Source organism: Micromonospora tarapacensis, from assembly GCF_019697375.1.
Lineage (GTDB): Bacteria > Actinomycetota > Actinomycetes > Mycobacteriales > Micromonosporaceae > Micromonospora > Micromonospora tarapacensis.
Map to the genome: position 1 here is coordinate 2,284,216 of NZ_JAHCDI010000004.1, position 20,663 is coordinate 2,304,878.

21 protein-coding genes, 1 pseudogene and 1 riboswitch are annotated in these 20,663 nt (G+C 72.4%); of the genes and pseudogenes, 6 read left to right on the forward strand and 16 right to left on the reverse strand.

The features are described 5' to 3' along the window. Window positions 1-116 precede the first annotated feature (116 nt). On the reverse strand, window positions 117-1,319 hold the full coding sequence (locus tag KIF24_RS16275; protein WP_221084764.1) for a low temperature requirement protein A: 1,203 nt from the start codon (window positions 1,317-1,319) through the stop codon (window positions 117-119). A 303-nt stretch (window positions 1,320-1,622) separates the two neighbouring features. On the opposite strand from KIF24_RS16275, the gene KIF24_RS16280 reads away from it, so the two are divergent. Both KIF24_RS16280 and KIF24_RS16285 read left to right on the forward strand, forming a co-directional pair. Further along, window positions 1,623-2,195 carry a DoxX family membrane protein gene (locus tag KIF24_RS16280; RefSeq protein ID WP_221084765.1) on the forward strand — a complete coding sequence of 191 codons (573 nt, stop codon included), beginning with the start codon at window positions 1,623-1,625 and terminating at the stop codon, window positions 2,193-2,195. 171 nt (window positions 2,196-2,366) lie between these two features. Beyond that, entirely contained in the window at window positions 2,367-2,747 is a 381-nt protein-coding gene (locus tag KIF24_RS16285) for an FKBP-type peptidyl-prolyl cis-trans isomerase (protein ID WP_221084766.1), read from the forward strand. 139 nt (window positions 2,748-2,886) lie between these two features. On the opposite strand, the gene KIF24_RS16290 is transcribed toward KIF24_RS16285, so the two are convergent. The 5 genes from KIF24_RS16290 to pdhA form a co-directional block, all read right to left on the reverse strand. After that, window positions 2,887-3,237 (reverse strand): STAS domain-containing protein, encoded by a 351-nt coding sequence (locus KIF24_RS16290; protein ID WP_221084767.1) that lies wholly within the window; start codon window positions 3,235-3,237, stop codon window positions 2,887-2,889. Between the two features lie 190 nt (window positions 3,238-3,427). Continuing rightward, window positions 3,428-4,687 (reverse strand): L,D-transpeptidase, encoded by a 1,260-nt coding sequence (locus KIF24_RS16295; RefSeq protein WP_221084768.1) that lies wholly within the window; start codon window positions 4,685-4,687, stop codon window positions 3,428-3,430. 223 nt (window positions 4,688-4,910) lie between these two features. After that, a complete protein-coding gene (locus KIF24_RS16300) occupies window positions 4,911-6,368 on the reverse strand; it encodes a dihydrolipoamide acetyltransferase family protein (RefSeq protein WP_221084769.1) in 1,458 nt (485 codons plus the stop codon). Next, window positions 6,365-7,381, reverse strand: a complete 1,017-nt coding sequence (locus KIF24_RS16305) for an alpha-ketoacid dehydrogenase subunit beta (protein ID WP_221084770.1) — start codon at window positions 7,379-7,381, stop codon at window positions 6,365-6,367. The genes KIF24_RS16300 and KIF24_RS16305 overlap by 4 nt, the downstream gene beginning before the upstream one ends. Continuing rightward, on the reverse strand, window positions 7,381-8,514 hold the full coding sequence (pdhA, locus tag KIF24_RS16310; protein ID WP_221087395.1) for a pyruvate dehydrogenase (acetyl-transferring) E1 component subunit alpha: 1,134 nt from the start codon (window positions 8,512-8,514) through the stop codon (window positions 7,381-7,383). The genes KIF24_RS16305 and pdhA overlap by 1 nt, the downstream gene beginning before the upstream one ends. 136 nt (window positions 8,515-8,650) lie before the next feature. Here pdhA and KIF24_RS16315 point away from each other — a divergent pair, with 136 nt between their 5' ends. Continuing rightward, window positions 8,651-9,157: an Lrp/AsnC family transcriptional regulator gene (locus KIF24_RS16315; RefSeq protein WP_221084771.1), complete on the forward strand. Its 507-nt coding sequence runs from the start codon at window positions 8,651-8,653 to the stop codon at window positions 9,155-9,157. Between the two features lie 13 nt (window positions 9,158-9,170). Here the strand turns inward: KIF24_RS16315 and KIF24_RS16320 are convergent, their stop codons facing one another. The 3 genes from KIF24_RS16320 to KIF24_RS16330 form a co-directional block, all read right to left on the reverse strand. Continuing rightward, a complete protein-coding gene (locus KIF24_RS16320) occupies window positions 9,171-10,142 on the reverse strand; it encodes a DNA polymerase domain-containing protein (protein ID WP_221084772.1) in 972 nt (323 codons plus the stop codon). A gap of 173 nt (window positions 10,143-10,315) precedes the next feature. Further along, on the reverse strand, window positions 10,316-10,546 hold the full coding sequence (locus KIF24_RS16325) for a hypothetical protein (protein ID WP_221084773.1): 231 nt from the start codon (window positions 10,544-10,546) through the stop codon (window positions 10,316-10,318). A gap of 106 nt (window positions 10,547-10,652) precedes the next feature. Further along, window positions 10,653-11,492: a metallophosphoesterase family protein gene (locus KIF24_RS16330; protein WP_221084774.1), complete on the reverse strand. Its 840-nt coding sequence runs from the start codon at window positions 11,490-11,492 to the stop codon at window positions 10,653-10,655. A gap of 85 nt (window positions 11,493-11,577) precedes the next feature. After that, a riboswitch (ZMP/ZTP riboswitch) is annotated at window positions 11,578-11,667 on the forward strand. 18 nt (window positions 11,668-11,685) lie between these two features. On the opposite strand from KIF24_RS16330, the gene KIF24_RS16335 reads away from it, so the two are divergent. Further along, entirely contained in the window at window positions 11,686-13,122 is a 1,437-nt protein-coding gene (locus tag KIF24_RS16335) for a glycine hydroxymethyltransferase (protein WP_221084775.1), read from the forward strand. Between the two features lie 126 nt (window positions 13,123-13,248). Here the strand turns inward: KIF24_RS16335 and KIF24_RS16340 are convergent, their stop codons facing one another. Next, window positions 13,249-13,509, reverse strand: coding sequence for a hypothetical protein (locus KIF24_RS16340; RefSeq protein WP_221084776.1), 261 nt, complete (start codon window positions 13,507-13,509; stop codon window positions 13,249-13,251). Between the two features lie 145 nt (window positions 13,510-13,654). On the opposite strand from KIF24_RS16340, the gene KIF24_RS16345 reads away from it, so the two are divergent. Together KIF24_RS16345 and KIF24_RS16350 are read left to right on the forward strand one after the other, a co-directional pair. Next, window positions 13,655-14,053, forward strand: coding sequence for an MmcQ/YjbR family DNA-binding protein (locus KIF24_RS16345; RefSeq protein ID WP_221084777.1), 399 nt, complete (start codon window positions 13,655-13,657; stop codon window positions 14,051-14,053). After that, window positions 14,050-14,985, forward strand: a complete 936-nt coding sequence (locus KIF24_RS16350; protein WP_221084778.1) for an exo-alpha-sialidase — start codon at window positions 14,050-14,052, stop codon at window positions 14,983-14,985. The genes KIF24_RS16345 and KIF24_RS16350 overlap by 4 nt, the downstream gene beginning before the upstream one ends. A gap of 302 nt (window positions 14,986-15,287) precedes the next feature. Here the strand turns inward: KIF24_RS16350 and KIF24_RS16355 are convergent, their stop codons facing one another. From KIF24_RS16355 to KIF24_RS16380, 6 genes and pseudogenes are all read right to left on the reverse strand, one after another. Further along, window positions 15,288-15,599 carry an antibiotic biosynthesis monooxygenase family protein gene (locus tag KIF24_RS16355; protein WP_221084779.1) on the reverse strand — a complete coding sequence of 104 codons (312 nt, stop codon included), beginning with the start codon at window positions 15,597-15,599 and terminating at the stop codon, window positions 15,288-15,290. After that, window positions 15,599-16,846: a beta-ketoacyl synthase N-terminal-like domain-containing protein gene (locus tag KIF24_RS16360; protein ID WP_221084780.1), complete on the reverse strand. Its 1,248-nt coding sequence runs from the start codon at window positions 16,844-16,846 to the stop codon at window positions 15,599-15,601. The genes KIF24_RS16355 and KIF24_RS16360 overlap by 1 nt, the downstream gene beginning before the upstream one ends. Next, the gene (locus KIF24_RS16365) at window positions 16,843-18,117 is read right to left on the reverse strand and encodes a beta-ketoacyl-[acyl-carrier-protein] synthase family protein (RefSeq protein ID WP_221084781.1); all 1,275 of its coding nucleotides are present in this window, start codon (window positions 18,115-18,117) and stop codon (window positions 16,843-16,845) included. Before KIF24_RS16365 ends, KIF24_RS16360 begins: the two co-directional genes overlap by 4 nt. After that, window positions 18,114-18,512, reverse strand: a complete 399-nt coding sequence (locus KIF24_RS16370; RefSeq protein WP_221084782.1) for a cupin domain-containing protein — start codon at window positions 18,510-18,512, stop codon at window positions 18,114-18,116. The genes KIF24_RS16365 and KIF24_RS16370 overlap by 4 nt, the downstream gene beginning before the upstream one ends. Next, the gene (locus KIF24_RS16375; protein ID WP_230415669.1) at window positions 18,505-19,278 is read right to left on the reverse strand and encodes an SRPBCC family protein; all 774 of its coding nucleotides are present in this window, start codon (window positions 19,276-19,278) and stop codon (window positions 18,505-18,507) included. Before KIF24_RS16375 ends, KIF24_RS16370 begins: the two co-directional genes overlap by 8 nt. Then, a pseudogene (locus KIF24_RS16380) lies at window positions 19,275-20,653 on the reverse strand (acetyl-CoA carboxylase biotin carboxylase subunit). The gene KIF24_RS16375 and the pseudogene KIF24_RS16380 overlap by 4 nt, the downstream one beginning before the upstream one ends. Window positions 20,654-20,663 lie beyond the last annotated feature (10 nt).

Here is a 20,663-nt window from a genome sequence, read left to right on the forward strand (position 1 = left end):
CCTTCCCTCGACAGACGGGACTGCGACATCAGACCCGGCCATAGCTTCCGGTCCCGGCGCGCCCAAGACTTGGGGAAGATCTGAGGAACTGCTGAGGGGTCGGGAGAACCCGGCTCTCAGGATCCGAAGCGGGGTGGTGACGGCCGTTCGGGTGGTTGTCGCTTGGCGAGAATGGTGTCGGAGGTGGCGATGCAGGTCAGGACCAGGACGGCGGTGACGGCCACCGCCAGCGGCGGCAGAAGGATCATGGCCGGCGCGGCGCCGGCCAGCACCAGTGCGCCGATCAGCCGGGAGCGGGACACCCGGGCGAACACCGCGTGGTCGACCAGAGCGCGCCCGGCCAGGAACAGCATCGGTCCACCGAGGATGACGAGGATCCAGGCCGGATCGGTGCGCCCGAAGGGGTGTTGGATCACGAGCTCGTAGCCGACGGCGACGGCGACCGTGCCGGCAATCATGAGTACGTGGGCGAGGAACGCCTCCCGGATGAGACGGGCAGGCTCGGAAGCAGCTGTGATCGCTGCGGGCAGCAGTCGGCCGGCCCGGAAGAGATAGACCCGAAACAGCAGCACCGTGGTGGTGAAGGAGACCGCGAACGCCGCGGCGGCTCCACCTTCGCGGAAGGACGTGTCACTGTAGGCCGAGCCGGTGGTCAGAATCAGCTCGCCGAGGGCGATGATGAAGAACTGCCGGTAGCGCTCGGACAGGTACTCGGCCAACACGGGCCACTGATGTGGGGCGGGCAGGGTCCAGGGCGCGGGGTAGAACAGCAGGACCGCCGTGCAGTCGATGGCAATCGCCAGCGTCCACAGCAGCCCGCGCGCCGGATCCGGCAGTATCGCTCCGGCGAGCCACGGCACGGCGGACATCGCGAACCACAGGAGCACCCCCGCGGCTCGGCGTTGAGCTTCGTGGCCGCGCAGGGCCGGCACGATGACGAGACCGCGAGTGACGTGGACCGCAACGTACGCACCGGCGAAGACCAGGCTCCCGTCGCCGAACGCCCGTGGCACCGCGACCGCCATCATCAACGCGCCGAGCATGGCCGCGAAGACCAGCAACTGAATCCGCGATCGCTGCGGGTCGTAGAGGTCGGTGACCCACGTCGTGACGAACCACAGCACCAGGAAGGCCAGCAGCAACAGCAGCGTCTTGCCGGCATCGGCGAGGATCACCCGCCGCTCGGTAAGGTCCTCGACCAGCCGGTGTGAGACCCGGTTGAGGGCAAAGACGAAAACCAGGTCGAAGAAGAGCTCCAGCAGGGTCGCCCGCTCCGGTTGCCCCGGCTTCCGTAGCAGCGCGGTGGCCCTTGTCGACATTCGCCCGCCCGTTTCTGCCAACTTTGTCTAGCTTTCGAGTAGTGATACCACGTCTGGCGGTGCATTGAGGCCGTTCGGGCCCGGCGCTGCTGCTCATCGGGCGCTGCTGCTGCTCATCGACGGCCTCCGGCCGATCAGGCCAACGTGACCCGACGACGGTGGGCCGAGCCCGGCCAGATGGTCCCGGCGGACAGGGGTCCAAGGTCCCGCCCGGGAACGGCCCGGTCGGCCCTGACCGCCGCGCGTTCCCGGGCGTCCAATGGAAGTGTCACCGGGACACGCGGTGCGAGGCAGAGAAGGGACGTGGACACGATGACCGCGATGACCGAGCGGAACACCGCCGCCACCAAGACCCCGGGGGCCGAGACGATCCGGGAGCAGACCACCCGGCAGCGGGCCACCCGCTACCTGCTCGCCGGGCTCCGCCTGGCGCTGGGCTGGACCTTCGTCTGGGCATTCCTGGACAAGGTGTTCGGCCTGGGGTTCGCCACCGAGACGAAGAACGCCTGGATCAACGGGGGCAGCCCGACCGAGGGCTTCCTCACCTTCGGCGCCGCCGGCCCGTTCCAGGGGTTCTACCACGGCATCGCTGGCGCCGCCTGGGCCGACTGGCTGTTCATGGCCGGTCTGGCGGCCATCGGTGCGGCGCTGCTGCTCGGCATCGGGGTGCGGATCGCCGCCGCGGCCGGTGGCCTGCTGCTGGTGCTGATGTGGACGGCCGTCCTGCCTCCCGAGAACAACCCCTTCATGGACGACCACCTGGTCTACGCCGGTGTGCTGGCCCTGCTCGCGGTGACCAACGCCGGTGACACCTGGGGCCTGGGCCGGGCCTGGGCCGGGCTGCCGATCGTCCAGCGGTTCGGCTGGCTCCGCTGACCTGATCACCTCCCCACGCGGCGGGCTTCACCTTCGGGTGACGCCCGCCGCACCGCACGTCCGGCCGCCACCCACGGACGGGTGCGTCGCATCGCCGGCCGTGGGTGACCCGTTCTGGCGTAGCATCCGGCAGGATGTGCTGACCGAAACCGACGTCACAGGAGAATCCGCATGAACCAGGCAGCGAGCAAGCCCGAGATCGGTCCGATCGAAGGTGCCCCGCCAGCCGACCTCGTGATCGAGGAGATCAGCGTGGGCGACGGCCCCGAGGCGCAGCCCGGCCAGGTGGCCCGGGTGCACTACGTCGGGGTCTCCCACTCGACCGGCGCCGAATTCGACGCCTCCTGGAACCGGGGCGAGGCGTTCGAGTTCCCGCTCGGCGGCGGCCGGGTCATCGCCGGCTGGGACCAGGGCGTGGTGGGGATGCGGGTCGGGGGCCGGCGCAGGCTCACCATCCCGCCGCACCTCGGGTACGGCAGCAGGGGTGCCGGTGGCGTCATCAAGCCCAACGAGACCCTGGTCTTCGTGGTCGATCTGCTCGGCGTCCGCTGAACGGCGCGTCCGGCGTCGGCCCCGGTGCCCGACGCCGGACGCGGCAGCCGGCAGGCGAGCCCGCGGGCGGCGGGGGCACCGCCGGTGCACCGGTGCCGACGCCGCCGTGAGGCCGGCACCGGTGCGCCGGGCCGACCCTTCATGCCGCGGCGAGCAACCGCTCGGGTGCGGCGCCGACGACGCGGATGACCCGGCGCAGACCGGTGGCCCGCAGCACCCGATCCACCACGGGCGGCGGATCGACCAGCACCAGCTCACCGCCCTGGGACCGCACCCACAGCCGGGCCGCGACCAGCGTGCGGACCCCGGCCGCGGAGAGCAGCCCGACCCCGGAGAGATCCACCCGCAGCTCCGGCCGGGCCGGGGCCGCCCACAGGGCGGCGCGGAACGCGGCGACGGTGGCGATGTCGACCACACCGACCGCGCGAACGCACACCGCGCCGTCGGACACGCTGGTCTCGACGTGGAACCGCTCCTCGGGCTCTCGCATGAGACGAACCTATCCCCCACCGCCGACACTTCCACCCTGCCGCGGGGCGGGTTCCGGGTAAACCCAGGGCATCACCCGCAGGCCGGCCGGGTCCACCTCAGGGACGGCCCCGGGGCAGCGGTCGCGACCTCGGTCCGGAACGCCGGCGCCGGCCCCACGGGGATCGGCCCGACGGTCCGGTCCGGTCCGGTCAGCCGCCGCTCGCGGACGGCTGCGGCTCGGGTGAACCACCGGCCACCGCGCCGGGGTCCGGCGCCTGGGTCGGCGTGGGGCGCAGCCCGGCGGGCACCGGCAGGGCACTGCCCTTCGCGAACTCCTCCCAACTGACGTTCCAGGCCGTCCATCCGTTGCCCTCGTCGAGTTCGACCTCGGTGCCCTTGACGGTGACCAGGTCGCCGACCTGGGTGATCCCCATCAGCCAGTCCGCGTTGGCCGCAGAGAGGTTGGTGCAGCCGTGCGAGACGTTGGTGTACCCCTGATCCCCTTCCGACCAGGGTGCGCCGTGGATGAACTCGCCACCCCAGGTGAGCCGCTGGGCGTCCTCGACGTCGACCACGTAGGGGTCGGCCGAGCCCCGTGTGTCGAACGTCGTGAAGTCGTGCTTGTCCATGATCACCATCTTGCCGCTGGACGTCGGCGTGCTCGGCTTGCCGAGGCTGACCGGCAGCCTGCGCAACAGCTTGCCGTCCCGGATGACCGACATCTGCTTGGTCGCGTTGTCGATCTCCAACTCGACCTTCCGGCCGATCTCCGAGGTCGCCCGCCGGTCGGCGTCGCCGACGCTCTCCTTGCCGATCCGCAGGCCCTCCAGGGCGGAGCGGACGCTGATCGTCGTGCCGGGCCGCCAGAAGTCGGGCGCCCGGTAATAGACCTGACTACCGTCGGACACCCAGGACCAGGTGCCGGGCTGCGGCGGGTCCGTCTTCACGAACAAGCGGCGCTGCACATCCACCCTGGCTTCTTTCGGAATTGGTGGGTCAAAGGCGACAGTTACCGGCATCGCCGTGCCGTACGTCCGATTACCGGCGAAATAAAGGACACTGGTAATGGCCGGCTTGGACGATTTCGGTCGAGTCGTGAAGGTGGTCTTGCGGGTCACTGTCTTTCCGGAGTCGCCGGTCGCGGTGACCTCTGCGGTGTACGTCCGCTTCGGCTCCAGGGTCCTGCTCGGCACCCACCCGCTACCGTCCTCGCGCGGCTCCGCTCCGACCGTCGCACCCTTGTCGTCGGTGATCCGCACGGCGGTGACCCGCCCGTGTTTGACGACGGTGCCGATCTCGCCACTGATCGGAACGTCCCGCGCGCCCTCGACCGGGGTCACGGCCAGCTCCGGGTTGGCTCGCGCCGTTGCCGGCTGCCCCGTCGTGCGGTCGCCGGTGCACGCGCCCAGCGCCAGTGGTGCCGCTGCGACGGTCACCGCCAACAGCGTCAGTCGCCGCCTCAACATCATGATTCGTCCCCCCGTTGTTGCTGCGTCCTCCGCCACATTCTCCCTGGGGCGGCGACGGCATTTTCGCAATTTACGGAAGAGCCCAGACATTAACCGTTGGACGTTTTTGACTAATCGCACCACGTCGCGCGGTGAATACCTGATCGCACGGTCGGGGGTGGTAGCCGGCAGGCTGCGACGAACATGCCGGATCGCACCACCGCGAATGCGCGACCGGGCGGCCTCAGACGGCGGCGATCAGCAGCGCCGGCCGCTCGACACAGTCCGCGACGTGCCGCAGGAAACCACCGGCCACGCCACCGTCGCAGACCCGGTGGTCGAAGGTGAGGCTCAACTGCGTCACCTTGCGGACCGCGAGTTGGCCGTCGACGACCCAGGGCTTGTCCACGATGCGGCCCACGCCGAGCAGCGCCGCCTCGGGGTGGTTGATGATCGGGGTCGAACCGTCGACACCGAAGACCCCGTAGTTGTTCAGCGTGAAGGTGCCCCCGGTGAGCCGGGACGGCGGCAGTCCGCCGGCTCGCGCCGCCGCGGTGGTGGTCGCGAGTTCGGCGGCCAGCTCTCCGGTGGTGAGCCGGTCCGCGTCGCGCAGCACCGGCACGACCAGACCCCGGTCGGTCTGGGCGGCGATGCCCAGGTGCACCCCGGCGCACTGGACGATCCGCTGCCCCTCGGTGTCGACCCGGGCGTTGAGCTGCGGATAGCGGCGCAGCCCCGACAGGCAGATCCGGGCCAGCAGGGCGAGGATGCTCACCGGGCGGTCCGGGCTTGCGGAGTTGATCGCGGCCCGGGTCTCCAGCAACGCGGTGGCGTCGGCGTCCACCCAGATGGTCACCTCGGGGATCTCCCGCCGGCTGCGGGAGAGCTTGTCCGCGATCGCCCGCCGGATGCCGGCCAACGGGATGACGACATCCTGCCCGCCGGCCGGCGCCGGTGAGTCGTCCCGGGCCGGCTGCCGCGGAGCCGCGAGCGGGTCCGGCGAGTGCGCCGCCACCGACCGCTCAGGCACCACCGCGAGCCGGGGCGCCGGGGTCGGGGCACCGCCGTCGGTGTCACCGACCACCGCCACCACGTCGGCACGCCGGATCACTCCGCCGGGGCCGCTGCCGCGCAGCGTGCTCAGATCCACCCCGTGCTCGCGCGCGAGGCGCCGCACTATCGGCGAGATGACCCGGACCGGTCCGGGCATCGTCGCGACCGGCACGCCGCCGGGGTGACCGGCGGGTCCGGCAGCCACCGCAGCGGCCACGGCCGGCACCGGAGCCGACGCGGTCCCGGCACCGTTCGCCGGTGCGGCGGGCGCGAGCCGGGGCCGGCGCCGGCGCCGGGAGCCGCCGTGGCCGGTGCCGTACCCGATCAGGACGTTGCCGGAGCCGGCCCGCTCCTCCTCGCGGTAGACGGCGTGCCCGGTGGGTTCGGTCCCGTCGGCGCCGCCGGCCGTCGGCTCGGCGACGGTGATCAGTGGCTGGCCCACCGGGCGCACCTCGCCCTGATCGCCGTGCAGGGCGACGACCCGTCCGGCGTACGGGCACGGCACGTCGACGACGGCCTTGGCCGTCTCGACCTCGACCACGCTCTGGTCCACGGTGACGGTGTCGCCGACCGCGACCCGCCACTGCACGATCTCCGCCTCGGTGAGCCCCTCACCGAGGTCGGGCAGCAGGAAGACACGCTCGGTCATGCCGCACTTCCCTCGGTCAGCCAGCGCGGGTCCGGCTGGTCGTCCCACTGCAACCGGGCCACCGCGTCCAGCACCCGGTCGACCGAGGGCAGGTGGGTGTGTTCCAGCATCGGCGCCGGGTAGGGGATGTCCAGTCCGGAGACCCGCAGCACCGGCGCGTGCAGGGCGTGGAAGCAACGCTCCTGCACCCGGGCGGCGATCTCCGCGCCGACCCCGGCGAAGCCCTGCGCCTCCTGGATCACCACGCACCGTCCGGTGCGCCGCACCGACTCGACGACGGTGGCGTCGTCGAACGGCACGATGGTGCGTACGTCCACCACCTCCAGGTCCCAACCCTCCTCGCGGGCGGCCTCGGCCGTCTCCAGCGCCACCGGGACCGCCGGCCCGTACGCGATCAGGGTGGCGTCGCGGCCGGGCCGGCGGACGACCGCCCGGCCGAACGGCTCGGTACGCGCCGGCAGGGACGTCTCGGCGCCGGTGAAGTAGAGCTTCTTCGGCTCCATGAACACCACCGGGTCGGGATCGTCGATCGCCTCCCGCAGCAGGGAGTACGCGTCGTCCACGGTCGCCGGGGTGACCACCTTCAGCCCGGGGGTGTGCGCGTAGTACGCCTCGGAGGAGTCGCAGTGGTGCTCGACGCCACCGATGCCGCCGGCATACGGCACCCGGATCACCATCGGCACGCTCAGCGCCCCCCGGGTGCGGTTGCGCAGTTTCGCCACGTGCGAGGCGATCTGCTCGAACGCCGGGTACGCGAACGCGTCGAACTGCATCTCGACCACCGGGCGCAGGCCGGACATGGCCAGCCCGACGGCGAAGCCGACGATCCCGGCCTCGGCCAGCGGGGTGTCGAAGCACCGCTTGTCGCCGAAGCGCGCCTGCAACCCGTCGGTGATCCGGAAGACCCCACCGAGTTGCCCGACGTCCTCGCCGAAGACGACGACCCGCTCGTCGTCGAGCATCGCGTCGGCGAGCGCGGCGTTGAGCGCCTTCGCCATGGTCATGGTGGCCATCAGGCGTCCTCCTCCGTCGCCGCGGCCAGTTCGGCGCGGACCTGCTCGCGCTGCTCCACCAGTTGCGGGGTCGGCTGCGCGTAGACGTGGTCGAAGAGGCTGAGCGGGTCGACCGTGGGCTGGGCGCTCATCCGTTCGCGCAGCCGCGCGGCGTACGCCTCGGCCTGGCCGGCGATCACGGCGACGGCGTCGTCGTCGAGCACGTCCCGCCCCCGCAGGTAGCGCTCCAGCCGGCTGACCGGGTCGCGGTCGCGCCACGCCTCGACCTCGTCGGCGTCGCGGTAGCGCGTCGCGTCGTCGGCATTGGTGTGCGGCTCCATCCGGTAGGTGTGCGCCTCCACCAGGAACGGGCCCCGGCCGGCGCGGGCGTGCGCGACCGCCCGGTCGAGCACGGCGAGCACGGCCACCGGGTCGTTGCCGTCGACCTGCTCGCTCGGCACGCCGTAGCCGACGCCCTTGTAGGCCAGCGCGGGGGCCGCGGTCTGCCGGGACAGCGGGACGCTGATCGCGTACCGGTTGTTCTGGACGAAGTAGACGACCGGCGCCTTGAACACGGCGGCGAAGTTGACGCCCTCGTGGAAGTCGCCCTCGCTGGTCGCGCCGTCGCCGATGTAGACCAGCGCCACGGTGTCGCGCCCCTGGTACGACTCGCCGTACGCCAGGCCGGCGGCGTGCACGCACTGGGTCGCCAGCGGGGTGCACTGCGGGGCGGTACGGGTGGCGGCCGGGTCGTAGCCGCAGTGCCAGTCGCCCCGTAGCAGGGTGAGCACCTCGACCGGGTCGATGCCGCGGGCGGTCAGGGCCATCGACTCGCGGTAGGTGGGGAACACCCAGTCGTCGTCGCGCAGCGCGAGTACCCCGCCGACCTGGCAGGCCTCCTGACCCCGGGAGGACGGGTAGACGGCGAGCCGACCCTGCTTGGTCAGCGCGGTTGCCTGCGTGTCGAAGCGCCGGCCGACGACCATCCGCCGGTACATCTCCAGCAGCGTCTCGACGGGCGGCTCGGGGTAGTCGGCACGCGGCGGCAGCAGGCTGCCGTCCGGGCTCAGCAGCCGCACCGGTTCGGCCTGGGGCAGCAGGATCGCGGCGGGGTCGGGCGCGGCCGGGGTGGCCGGCCGGCCCCTGCGGGGGATGCCCTGCGGGCCGCCTGGGGGATCGTCGTCACGGCGGAACCTCCTGGACGTGTGGTGGCCCTATGCTCCTGCTGTTGAATGATTGACTCAAGATGCCGGTCGAACGCGGGATGAATGGCATCAGGAGGAGGAATCGATGGACCAAGAGGCCGCCGACGGGCCGGACCGGCCGGGTGGAACGGGACGTTCGGCCGTGGCACTCGACGAGGTGGACCGGCGCATCCTCGACGAGCTGACCCGCGACGGGCGGATCTCCATCCGGACACTGGCCGAACGGGTGCACGTCTCGCGCACCAACGCGTACGCCCGGGTGGAGCGGCTGCTGCGCGACGCAGTGATCACCGGGTTCGCGGCGCGGGTCGCGCCGGAGGCGGCCGGCCTGGGCACCTCGGCATACATCGCGTTGACGATCAGGCAGAACACCTGGCGCGAGGTGTCGGCCGAGCTGGCCCGGGTGCGCTACGTCGAGCACGTGGCGCTGCTCAGTGGCGAGCACGACGTGCTCGCACTGGTCCGGGCACCGGACAACGCCACCCTGCGGGACGTGGTGCTGGACCGGGTGCAGCGCATCGCCGGGGTGCTGGCCACCCGCAGCTGGCTGGTCTTCGAGGAGTACGACGGGACGCGCAGCCCGTGGGGATAGCCCCCGCGGTGGCTCAGCGCTCGGGCGGGGACTCCAGCCCCTCCCGGTCGGCCAGCTCCAGCAGCGCGTCCAGCCGGAAGTGCCGCTCGTCCAGGCCGGCGTGCGGGTCACCGCGGTCGGCGAAGCGGCCCGGCATGGTGGTCACGTCGAAGTCCTCCGGCCGGGCGTCGGGCAGCTCGGCCCAGTCCAGGGGCGCGGATACCAGCGCGGCCGGCGTCGGGCGGATGGAGTACGCCGAGGTCATCGTGTGGTCCCGGGCCATCTGGTTGTAGTCGACGAAGACCGGTCGGTCCCGCTGGTCCCGCCACCAGGTGGTGGTGACCAGGTCCGGCCGGCGCCGCTGCATCTCGCGGCCGAGCGCCAGCACGGCCCGGCGGCAGTCGCCGAAGCTCCAGCGGGGCTCGATGGGGACGTAGACGTGCAGGCCCCGCCCCCCGGTGGTCTTCGGATAGCCGACCAGGCCCAGCTCGTCGAGGAAGGCGCGCACCTCGTGCGCCACCGGCACCACCTGGTCGAACCCCACGCCGGGCAGCGGGTCCAGGTCGATGCGCAGCTGATCCGGCCGCTCGACGTCGGCGCTGGTCACCGGCCAGGGATGGAAGCGCAGCGTGCCCAGGTTGACGGCCCAGACCACCACGGCCAGCTCGCCCGGCGCGACCTCGTCCGCCGTCCGGCCGCTGGGGAAGGTGATGTGCGCGGTGCCGACCCAGTCGGGCGCGCCCGCCGGCACCCGCTTCTGGTAGAAGGCCTCGCCCCGGTTGTCCTGCCGGGTGGCGATCGTCGCGCCCTCGAAGACCCCGCGAGGCCACCTTTCCAGCATGGTCGGCCGGTCCCGCAGCGCGCGCAGGATGCCGTCGCCGACGGCGAGGAAATAGCGCACCACGTCGAGCTTGGTCAACCCCCGCTCCGGGAAGTACGGCTTGTCCGGGCTGGAGACGCGGACGGTCCGCCGCCCCACCTGGATCTCCTCTGCCGCCGTCGCCACACCTGCGAGGGTACGGTGCGGGGGCCCACCGGCCGGCGCCGAGCTGGGGCGGTTCCCCGCTCGGCGCGTCGGTCGTCGGCTCCGGCCACCGGTCGGCGACGCCCGGCCCCTCCACACGGTGCCGCTTGACCGCCCGGAGGCGGCCGGAAATCGGGTCCCCGACCTCGCGTCGGTCAGCCGTTCTCCCGTTGCAGGCGCGCGACGAGCAGCTGCTTGCCCTGCTCGCCCGCCTTACGGTTGTTCTCCTGGATCTTGCGGAACCAGTTGCCGAGTTCCGCGTCACCCCGGGCGTCCGCGTCGGCGATGTACGTCTCCAGATGCCAGATGTTCTCCAGTGACATCTGCAACGCGTGGATCAGGTCGTAGTTCTTGTCCTTCACCGGACTGGCCGGCTGCTTCACCATCGTGGCCACATCTCACCTCCAGCTAGCTGCGTCGGCTTCCCGGCCGCTTACCCCGCGACGGCGACGGCACACGCGGGCAACGCCCCTGAACTGGGTGCACACGCGCTCACCCGGTGGGCAGGATCCGGCGCCACGCCGGTGGCGTCGCCCGCGGCTGCCACTCGCGCGGGTACCCGACCGAGACCTCCTCGAAGCGCACCCCGTCGTAGCGGGTGGTGCGCGGGATGTGCAGATGGCCGTAGACCACCACGACGGCGTGGAAGCGTCGGTGCCATTCGGCGGTGGACTCCGTACCGCACCACTGGGCGAAGATCGGATATCGCAGGATCCGGGTCGGTTCCCGGACCAGCGGCCAGTGGTTGACCAGCACGGTCGGCAGCCCGGCGGGCCCCTCGGCCAGGCGCCGGGCCGTCGCGGCGACCCGCTGCGCGCACCAGGCCGAACGGCTCGGATAGGGGTCGGGGTGCAGCAGGAACTCGTCGGTGCAGACGATGCCGGTGCGGTACGCCTCCGCCAGGGCCGCCTCCGGGGTGTCCAGACCTTCCGGACGCCAGCTGTGGTCATAGAGCAGGAACAGCGGTGCCACCAACACCGGCCCACCCGGCCCCCGCCAGACCGGATACGGGTCCTCCGGGGTGAGCACACCCAGACGCCGGCACAACTCGACCAGGTGCCGGTAGCGTGCCACGCCCCGTAGCCGCACCGGATCCGACGGCGGGGTCCACAGCTCGTGGTTGCCGGGGGCCCAGACGACGGTGCCGAAGCGACGCCTCAGCATGGTCAGCGCCCACTCGATCTGGCCCACCGTGTCACCGACGTCGCCGGCGACCAGCAGCCAGTCGTCCGGTGACTCGGGGCGCAGCGCCTCGACAACCGCCCGATTGGCCGGGTGACCCACGTGCAGGTCGCTGATCGCGAGCAGACTTCCCCCGCCCTGGGCCGCCATGCGCCGATCGTAGGCGGACCGGTGGGCGGTGGCGAGGGGCCGCCCGGCCGGTGCGCGGATGCCCGACGTCGGACCCGGTAGGATCGGCGGGGGCCGTGACTGGCGCGTGGGGATGGAGCACCATCGGGAAGCGGTCCCGTCATGAGGACGCATGCCGAGCGCCTGGGCCTTCCGCACGTCACCTGGAGGTCGCATGTCGCGCAACGCCGAGTCCACCGCCTTCCGCAGCGCCCTGGAGGTGATCCGCGGCGTCGAGCCGCGGGTGGCCGACGCGATCGGGGCCGAGCTGGCCGACCAGCGCGAGTCGCTCAAGCTCATCGCCAGCGAGAACTACGCCTCTCCCGCCACCCTGCTGGCCATGGGCAACTGGCTCAGCGACAAGTACGCCGAGGGCACCGTCGGGCGCCGGTTCTACGCCGGCTGCCAGAACGTGGACACCGTCGAGGCGCTCGCCGCCGAGCACGCCCGGGAGCTGTTCGGCGCGGCACACGCGTACGCGCAGCCGCACTCGGGGATCGACGCCAATCTGGTGGCGTTCTGGGCGATCCTGGCCGACCGGGTCGAGGCACCGGCGCTGCGGCGGGCGCAGGCTCGCCACGTCAACGACCTGACCGAGGCGGACTGGTTCACGCTCCGGCGCGAGCTGGGCGACCAGCGGATGCTCGGCATGTCGCTGGACGCCGGAGGTCACCTCACCCACGGCTTCCGGCCGAACATCTCCGGCAAGATGTTCGACCAGCGCAGCTACGGCACGGACCCGGCCACCGGCCTGGTCGACTACGACAGGGTCGCCGAGGCGGCCCGCGAATTCCGGCCGCTGGTGCTGGTCGCCGGGTACTCGGCGTACCCACGCAAGGTCAACTTCCGGATCATGCGGGAGATCGCCGACTCGGTCGGCGCCACCTTCATGGTCGACATGGCGCACTTCGCCGGCCTGGTCGCCGGCCGGGTCTTCACCGGCGACTTCGACCCGGTGCCGCACGCCCACATCGTCACCACCACCACCCACAAGTCGCTGCGCGGCCCGCGCGGCGGCCTGGTGCTCTGCGGCCCGGAGCTGGCCGACCAGGTCGACCGGGGCTGCCCGATGGTGCTCGGCGGCCCGCTGCCGCACGTGATGGCCGCCAAGGCCGTCGCCCTGGCCGAGGCCCGCCGTCCCGACTTCGCCGACTACGCCCGGCGCATCGTCGACAACGCGCAGGCGCTGGCCGAGGGGCTGCTGAGGCGCGGCGCCTCGCTGGTCACCGGCGGCACCGACAACCACCTGGTGCTGATCGACGTCACCGGGTACGGCCTGACCGGTCGGCAGGCCGAGCAGGCGCTGCTGGACTCCGGCATCGTCACCAACCGCAACGCGGTGCCGCAGGACCCGAACGGGGCCTGGTACACCTCCGGCATCCGCATCGGCACGCCGGCCCTGACCACGCGTGGCCTGGGCACCGCCGAGATGGACACCACGGCCGAGCTGATGCACACCGTGCTCAGCCAGACCAGCGCCGCGGCGAACCCGGACGGCACGGCCTCCAAGGCGAAGTACGCGCTCGACCCGGCCCTCGCGGACAAGGTCGGCCGCCAGGCCGGCGAACTGCTCGCCGGCTTCCCGCTCTACCCCGGCGTCCAGCTCGGCTGAGCCGCCGGGAGCCCGGCGGCCGGGGTCACCCCGGGTGTGGTCCTACGCGGCCCCTGTCGAGCTGAGCGCGCGAACGGTTCAGCTCGACAGGGCGCGAGGTGACAGTCTCCTCCGCGCCCGCCGCGTTCAGCTCAGCGGGCGCTTCAGGTGGTAGCGATGCACCTCGGTGCTGCCCTGCACGTTGTTCACGTCCTCGGCCGCGGAGACGAGCTCCCAGCCGTCCCGCCCGGCGCGGTTGAGGTGCGCGATGGCGGTGTCGCCGTACGCCGTGATGTCCTTGCGGGACCCGTCGGGGCCGTACCAGACGAACGAGACGAGGAAATTGCGGCCCTGCCCCTGGTAACGGCGGACCAGCAGGGCGTACTCCCAGGCAACCATGCCGCCCATTATGACCGTCCAACCAGGACGGGGGCAGTGCGGCGGTGACACGTTGCAAACCGGTGAACGCAATGAGTCGCCGTCGGCGCCGTCCCATTCCCGTGCCGAGCGTGCCGGGGTCCCCGGGTGGGGTCACCTGGCGTACCGTCGGGAGGTGGCCAGTTGGGACGACGTACGCCGGATCGCGCTGGGCCTGCCGGAGACCAGCGAGCGGCCCTCCTACGACGGAGTGGCCGCCTGGCGGGTGAAGGACAAGGCCTTCGTCTGGGAGCGACCGCTGCGCGGCAGGGAACTCGAAGCCTTCGGCGCGGCTGCGCCCGACGGTCCGATCCTCGGCGTGCGGGTGGCCGACCTCGGCGTCAAGGAGGCACTGCTCGCCGACGACCCGAGCCGCTTCTTCACCACCCCGCACTTCGACGGTTACCCGGCCGTGCTGGTCCGGCTGGACCGGATCGAGCTCGCCGAGCTGACCGAGCTGATCGTGGAGGCCTGGTACGCCCGGGCCCCGAAGCGGCTCGCCGCGGCGTACGACGCCGAGACGGCACGCCCGTGATCAGCCCTTCGGCGACCACCGAGGTGCGCGCGTTGCGCCGCATCGGTGACGCCGCCCCACACAGCGCCTTCACCGACCTGGTCCGGCACGCCGACGCCTGGTTCTGCGCGTTCCGCCAGGGCCGGTCACACCTGTCCGACGACGGCGTGCTGCGGGTGTTGACCTCCCCCGACGCTCGGTCGTGGCGGACCGCGGCCGTCCTCGACCGGCCCGGCGCCGACCTGCGCGACCCACGCTTCGTGGCGCGCTCCGACGGACGGTTGCAGCTGCTGGCCGCCGCCGCGACCGGCACGCCGAAACGATTCCGGACGGTCGCCTCGGTCAGCGACGACGGTCACCGGTGGAACGACCTCCGGCCGGTCGGCGAGGCGGACGTCTGGGTCTGGCAGGCCACCTGGCAGGGCGACGTGATGTACGGCGTCGGCTACGCCACCCGGGAGCCAAGGTTCGTCCGGCTCTACCGCAGCGAGGACGGCTTCGACCTGCGGCCGGTGGTGCCGACCCTCTTCTCCGACGGGTATCCGAACGAGTCCGGGCTGGTCTTCGAGCCCGACGGCACCGCCACCTGCCTGCTGCGGCGCGACGGTGGCACGGCCACCGCCCAACTCGGCCGGGCCCGCCCGCCCTACCGGGAATGGACCTGGACGGATCTCGGCGTCCGGGTGGGCGGGCCGGCGCTGCACCGGTTGCCCGACGGCACACTCGTCGCCGGCGTACGGCTGCACGACGGCCAGGTACGGACCGCGATCTGCGTGGTGGACGTGGCCCGGGGGCGGCTGCGGGAGCTGGTGGCCCTACCCTCGGGCGGCGACTGCAGCTACCCCGGTCTGGCCTGGCACGACGACCTGCTCCACGTCAGCTACTACTCCTCGCACGAGGGGCGCAGCTGCGTCTACCTGGCCGAGGTCGGCCTCGGGCCGCGGCCACTCTGATCGGTGGCGGCCGGCAGCGGGCCGACAGCCGGCCTCGGTCAGCGAGAACAGCGGGCCGGTCATGAGATCGCCACCTCCACCATCCCAACGTCGTTACGGCGCGAACGAGCCCGCAGCGCGCGTCCCTGCGGGTACTGCGGGAACCCTACGGCAGCCTCGACGGGCATTGCTTCATGCAAATGGATGCACGAAAGAGCGGGTGGCGGGATTGTCGGCGGCGCGTGCGGCGCGGACGATCAATTCCGTGTGTCAGCGATCAGTGAGCGGGCAGACACCTGCTGTGCGCGACTCTGGCGCCCCGCTCAGGCCGGTACCGGGGTCTGCGCGTGGATGTGGAAGCGCAGCGAACGCGCGTCGGTGAAGCACTCCCGCATCGGACGGACCAGGTCACGGTGTTCCGGGCTGCGTTCCCACGCCTCGAAGTCGGCCATGCTGGCCCACTCACTGGTGATCAGCCACTGCTCCGGGTCGGTCGACGAACGACACACCTGGTCGACCAGGTGGCCCGGCACCCCGCCGGCGACCAGGTGCCGGATCTGCTCGTACGCCCGCAGGAAGTCCCCGGTGCGCTCGTCGCGCACCCGGACCAGAAAGACCACCCGTGCTCGTGTCATCACCACTCCTGTCCGGCCGGTGGCGTCCCGCGCAGCACCAGCGCGCTGTTGAACCCGTCGAAGCCCCGGGCGCAGACCAGCGCCACCCGGGTACGCGGGCGCCGGGCCGTGCGCAGGAAATCCAGCTCGCAGCCCGCTGCCACGCTGTCCGGGCCGGCCGAGGCGGGCAACGTGTCGTGTGCGAAGGCGAGCAGGGCGGTGGCCACGTCCAGCGCCGAACCGCCCTGGTGCGCCCGGCCGGTCAGTTCCTTGTGGGTGCTCACCGGCGGCGCGAGCCCGCCGAACACCGCCCGCAACGCGGTGGCCTCGGCCCGGTCGTAGCGGGGCACCCCGAGGGCGTCCGGGACCACCACATCCACCTCGGCCGGTTCGACCCCGGCCCGCCCCAGGGCCAGCCGCATCGCCCGGGCGTACTGGTACGGATCACCGGCGCTCTCCGCGGAGGTGTGCGCGGCGTCGTGGGTGGCACCCCAGCCGGTCACCTCGCCGTAGATCCGGGCGCCCCGGGCGCTCGCGTGCCCCAGCTCCTCCACCACGAACACCGCGCCGCCCTCGGCCGGCAGGTAGCCGCTCGCGACGGCGTCGAACGGCCGGTAGGCCCGCTCCGGGTCGGTCACCTCGCTGAGCAGCCCGGAGCGCAGCTGGCAGGCCAACGCGTACGGGCTCAGCGGAGACTCGGTCGCCCCGGCGAGCACCACCGAGGCGCCCCGCCGTACGGTCCGCACGGCATGGGCGAGGCTGTCCAGGCCGCCCGCCGACTCGGCCACCAGCACCCCGCACGGGCCCTTGGCCTGGTGCCGGATGGACAACTGCCCGACGCTGGCCGCGTAGAACCAGGCGATCGACTGGTACGCACCGACGGTGCGCGTCGACGACGACCAGAGCCGTTGCAGTTCCCGCTGGCCGAACAGGTTGCCGCCGGAGGAACTGGCCAGCACCACCGCCCAGCCGTACGGGTCGGTGGCCCGCTCCGGCAGGCCGGCGTCGGCCAGCGCCAGCGCGCTGGCCGCGAAACCGAGGTGCGTCCAACGGTCGGTCTGCACCAGGGCACGGTTGTCGGCGTACCGGGCCGCGTCGAAGTCGGCCACCTCGCCGCCGAGACGGGTGGGATATCCGGTCGCGTCGAACAGGGAGATCGGGCCGGTACGGCGCTGGCCGGCCAGCACGGCACGCCAGTGCGCGTCCGCCCCCACGCCGCTGGGCGCGACCACCCCGATGCCGGTCACCACCGCCCGCACCTGCCTCATCCCCGCACCTCGCGGGAGAGCCGGCGGAACAGCATCGCCGACTGGAAGCCACCGAACCCGCTGCCCACCGAGAGCGCCACGTCCACCGGCACCTCCCGGGCCTCGTTGGGCACGTAGTCCAGGTCACACTCCGGATCCCGGGTGGTCCAGTTGGCGGTCGGCGGCACCACCCCGAACTCGATGGCCAGCGCGCACGCGGCCATCTCGATGGAACCGATGGCACCGAGCGAGTGACCGACCATCGACTTGATCGAGCTGATCGGCACCCGGTAGGCGGCCGACCCGAGCGACCGCTTGAACGCGGCCGTCTCGTGCCGGTCGTTCTGCCGGGTGCCGGAGCCGTGGGCGCTGATGTAGGAGACCTGCTCCGGTGCCAGCCGGGCCTGGCGCAGGGCGTCGGTGATGGCCAGGCCCATCTCCACACCGTCCGGACGCAACCCGGTCATGTGGTAGCCGTTGCTGCGGCTGGCGTAGCCGGCGACCTCGCAGTAGACGTGCGCGCCGCGCCGCGCGGCGTGACCGGCCTCCTCCAGCACCAGCACCGCCGCCCCCTCGGCCAGCACGAAGCCGTGCCGGTCGGCGTCGAAGGGACGGGAGGCGTGCGCCGGGTCGTCGTTGTCCGGGCTGGTGGCCTTGATGGCGTCGAAGGAGGCGACGGTGACCGGTGAGATGGGCGAGTCGGCGGCCCCGGCGAGCACCACATCCGCCTCGCCGTCGGCGATGAGCTGATGGGCGTACCCGATGGCGTCGATGCCGGAGGTGCAGCCGGTGGAGACGACCTGTGCCGGGCCGTGCAGGCCGTGCCGGCAGGCGACGTCCGCCGCCAGGCTGCTGGGCACCAGCGCCGGGTACAGGTACGGTCCGCCGAGCGCCGCGTCGACCAGCCAGCGCCGACCGCTGTCACTGACCGTCACGTACTCCTGTTCGAGGGCCATGGTGCCGCCGACGGCGGTGCCGAGCACGACACCGGCGCGGTCACGCTCGGCGTCGGTGAGTTCGAGCCCGCTGTCGGCGACGGCCTCGGCGGCACAGGCCAGCGCGAACTGCACGTACCGGTCGGCGCGCTGCCGCTGCGTCGGTGTCAGCCCGGCGGCGTCCGGGTCGAAATCGCACTCGGCGGCGATCTGGGAGCGGAACGGCGACGGGTCGAAGAAGCTGATCCGCCGGGTCGCCGTACGCCCCTCGGTGATGCCCTTCCAGAACCGGTCCCGGGTGACCCCGCCGGGGGCGACCACCCCGACGCCGGTGACCACGGTGCGGCGGGCGGTCACGACCCGTCCCGCTGCTCGACCAGTTCGGTGTCGACGTGGCCGAGTTCCGGCCGGGGGGCCAGCGGTCCGAGGTGGAAGACCACCTCGGCGGGCAGATGGCCGGTGTTGCGCAGCCGGTGCCGGACGTTGCGGGCCACGAACAGCGCCTCGCCGGCCGCCAACGGCACCGCCTCGTCGTCCAGGTCGACGGTGATCGCACCCCGGACGACGTAGAGGAACTCCTCGCTGTACGGGTGGTAGTGCTCGGCGATCCGCTCCCCCGGCGCCAGCGCGGCCACACCCATGAAGCCCGAGGTGCTGCCGACGGTACGCGGGCCGAGCAGGACGCGCAGCTCGCCGCCGCGGCGGCGGTCGGCGGGCACGTCGCGGGCGGCCACCAGGGCGAGGTCACTCATCGTGGGCTCCCGTTCCGGACCCGCCGGTCGGCGTGCTCGTCGGCGGCGCGGTCGGTGCGGCGCTCGCCCGCTCGCCGGTCAGCCGTTCGACGCGGTCCTTGATCACGGACAGCTGCACCGCACTGTTGGTGTTGATCCGCTCGGTCATCCCGGCGTTGTCCACCGGCGCGGTCGGCTTCATGGCGAAGTCCTGGACCCAGGTCATCCGGACGCCGTCCGGCTGCTCGGTGTAGGTCCAGTGGATCCGCATGTACTCGAACGGTCCGGTCTCCACCCGGCGGGCCCGGACCTGGCGGGTGGCCGGGTCGGCGGTGCGTTCACTCACCCAGCTCCAGGCGACCCCGTTCTCGTCGGGATGCATGGTGAGCCGGAACCGGACGGTGTCACCGTCGCGGTCGAGGATCTCGGCCCTGGCGTACTCGGTGAACAGGTCGGGCCAACCGGCGACGTCGTTGGTGACCGACCAGACCAGCTCCAGCGGTGCGGCGATGACGATGCTGTTCTCGGTGTGCCCGGGCGGGTCGACGCGCCGGGCCACCAGGTCGGCCACGGCGGGAATGCTCAGCTGGGCCGCCTGCTCCGGGATGCTCACCCGCCAGCGGTCGGCGACCACCGCGGAGAGTTCGAGCAGGGCGAGCGAGTCCAGCCCCAGTTCCTCCAGCGACGCGGCCGGCGCACGGGCGGCGGCGTCCGGGTCCAGCCCGCAGTTGGTCACCAGAATGTCGGTTATCTCCGCCGTCAGTGAACGGTCGTCGGTGACGGTCATCGTTTCCTCCTCGGATGTGTGGGGGGCGGTGCGGCGATCAGTCGGTCGACCAGGCCGGTGGAGTGACGCCCCTTCCGGAAGTCGGCGTCGTCGAGCACCCGCCGGACGAACGGGATGGTGGTGCACACCCCGGGACCGGAGATCTCGAACTCACCGAGCGCGCGGTCCAGCCGGCTCAGGGCCAGCTCCCGGTCGGGCGCCCAGACCGCGACCTTGGCCAGCAGCGAGTCGTAGTGCGGCCCGAACAGGTAGCCGGCGTGGCCGTGGGTGTCGACCCGGGTGAACGGGCCACCGGGCGGCACGAACCGGTCCAGCCGGCCCGGCGTCGGTGCGAAACCGCGGTCCGGGTCCTCGACGTTGACCCGGCACTCGATCGCCACCCCGGTCAACCGGACGTCCTGCTGGCGCCAGCGCAGCGGTGTCCCGGCGGCCACGTGGAACTGCTCGTGCACGAGGTCGATCCCCGTGATCATCTCGGTCACCGGGTGCTCCACCTGGATCCGGCAGTTGATCTCCAGGAAGTGGTACCGCTCCTCGGTGTCCACCAGGAACTCCACCGTCCCGGCGCCGGTGAATCCCACGTCCAGCGCGCCGCGCAGGGCAAGCTGCGCGATCGTGTCCAGCGTCGCCGGGGACAACGCCGGCGCGGGCGCCTCCTCGACCAGCTTCTGGTGCCGGCGCTGCACGGAGCAGTCCCGGGTGCCCAGGTGCACACCGTTGCCGAGCGAGTCGCAGAGCAGCTGGACCTCGACGTGCCGGGCATCGGTCAGGTACCGCTCGACGTACACGCGGTCGTCGCCGAAGGCGGCCTGGGCGGCAGCCCGGGTGCGCGCGTACGCCCGCGGCAGGTCCGCCGGGCGGCTCACCACCGTCATCCCCCGGCCACCACCCCGGCCGCCGCCTTGACGATGACCGGGTAGCCCACCTCGGCGGCGACCGCCGCGGCCTCGGCGGCGGTCGGCACCGGCCGCACGGCGCCCGGTGCCAGGGGCAGCCCGGCCCGGCTCATCAGTGACCGGGCGGCGGACTTGTCCGCCAGTACGGACATCACGTGCGGGGGCGGACCGACGAAGGTGAGTCCGTTGTCCGCGCAGATCTCGGCGAAGTCGGCGTCCTCGGAGAGGAAACCGTAGCCGGGATGCACCGCCTGCGCACCGACCTTGCGGGCCGCCTCCACCACGGCCGCCGCGTTGAGGTAGCTGTGCCGGCTGGCCGAAGGCCCGATCCGGACGGCCTCGTCGGCCAGCCGCACCGCCACCGAGTCGGCGTCCGCCGTGGAGTACACCACAGCGGTCCGGATGCCCAGCTCACGGCAGGCCCGCAGGATCCGCAACGCGATCTCGCCACGGTTGGCGATCAGCACCTTGGAGAACACCTCACCACCC

Coding starts and splice junctions, on each gene's coding strand:
- KIF24_RS16275 (WP_221084764.1), bottom strand. CDS start 1,319: ATGTCGACAAGGGCCACCGCGCTGCTACGGAAGCCGGGGCAACCGGAG.
- KIF24_RS16285 (WP_221084766.1), top strand. CDS start 2,367: ATGAACCAGGCAGCGAGCAAGCCCGAGATCGGTCCGATCGAAGGTGCC.
- KIF24_RS16290 (WP_221084767.1), bottom strand. CDS start 3,237: ATGCGAGAGCCCGAGGAGCGGTTCCACGTCGAGACCAGCGTGTCCGAC.
- KIF24_RS16295 (WP_221084768.1), bottom strand. CDS start 4,687: ATGATGTTGAGGCGGCGACTGACGCTGTTGGCGGTGACCGTCGCAGCG.
- KIF24_RS16300 (WP_221084769.1), bottom strand. CDS start 6,368: ATGACCGAGCGTGTCTTCCTGCTGCCCGACCTCGGTGAGGGGCTCACC.
- KIF24_RS16305 (WP_221084770.1), bottom strand. CDS start 7,381: ATGGCCACCATGACCATGGCGAAGGCGCTCAACGCCGCGCTCGCCGAC.
- KIF24_RS16315 (WP_221084771.1), top strand. CDS start 8,651: ATGGACCAAGAGGCCGCCGACGGGCCGGACCGGCCGGGTGGAACGGGA.
- KIF24_RS16325 (WP_221084773.1), bottom strand. CDS start 10,546: ATGGTGAAGCAGCCGGCCAGTCCGGTGAAGGACAAGAACTACGACCTG.
- KIF24_RS16330 (WP_221084774.1), bottom strand. CDS start 11,492: ATGGCGGCCCAGGGCGGGGGAAGTCTGCTCGCGATCAGCGACCTGCAC.
- KIF24_RS16335 (WP_221084775.1), top strand. CDS start 11,686: ATGTCGCGCAACGCCGAGTCCACCGCCTTCCGCAGCGCCCTGGAGGTG.
- KIF24_RS16340 (WP_221084776.1), bottom strand. CDS start 13,509: ATGGGCGGCATGGTTGCCTGGGAGTACGCCCTGCTGGTCCGCCGTTAC.
- KIF24_RS16355 (WP_221084779.1), bottom strand. CDS start 15,599: ATGACACGAGCACGGGTGGTCTTTCTGGTCCGGGTGCGCGACGAGCGC.
- KIF24_RS16360 (WP_221084780.1), bottom strand. CDS start 16,846: ATGAGGCAGGTGCGGGCGGTGGTGACCGGCATCGGGGTGGTCGCGCCC.
- KIF24_RS16370 (WP_221084782.1), bottom strand. CDS start 18,512: ATGAGTGACCTCGCCCTGGTGGCCGCCCGCGACGTGCCCGCCGACCGC.
- KIF24_RS16375 (WP_230415669.1), bottom strand. CDS start 19,278: ATGACCGTCACCGACGACCGTTCACTGACGGCGGAGATAACCGACATT.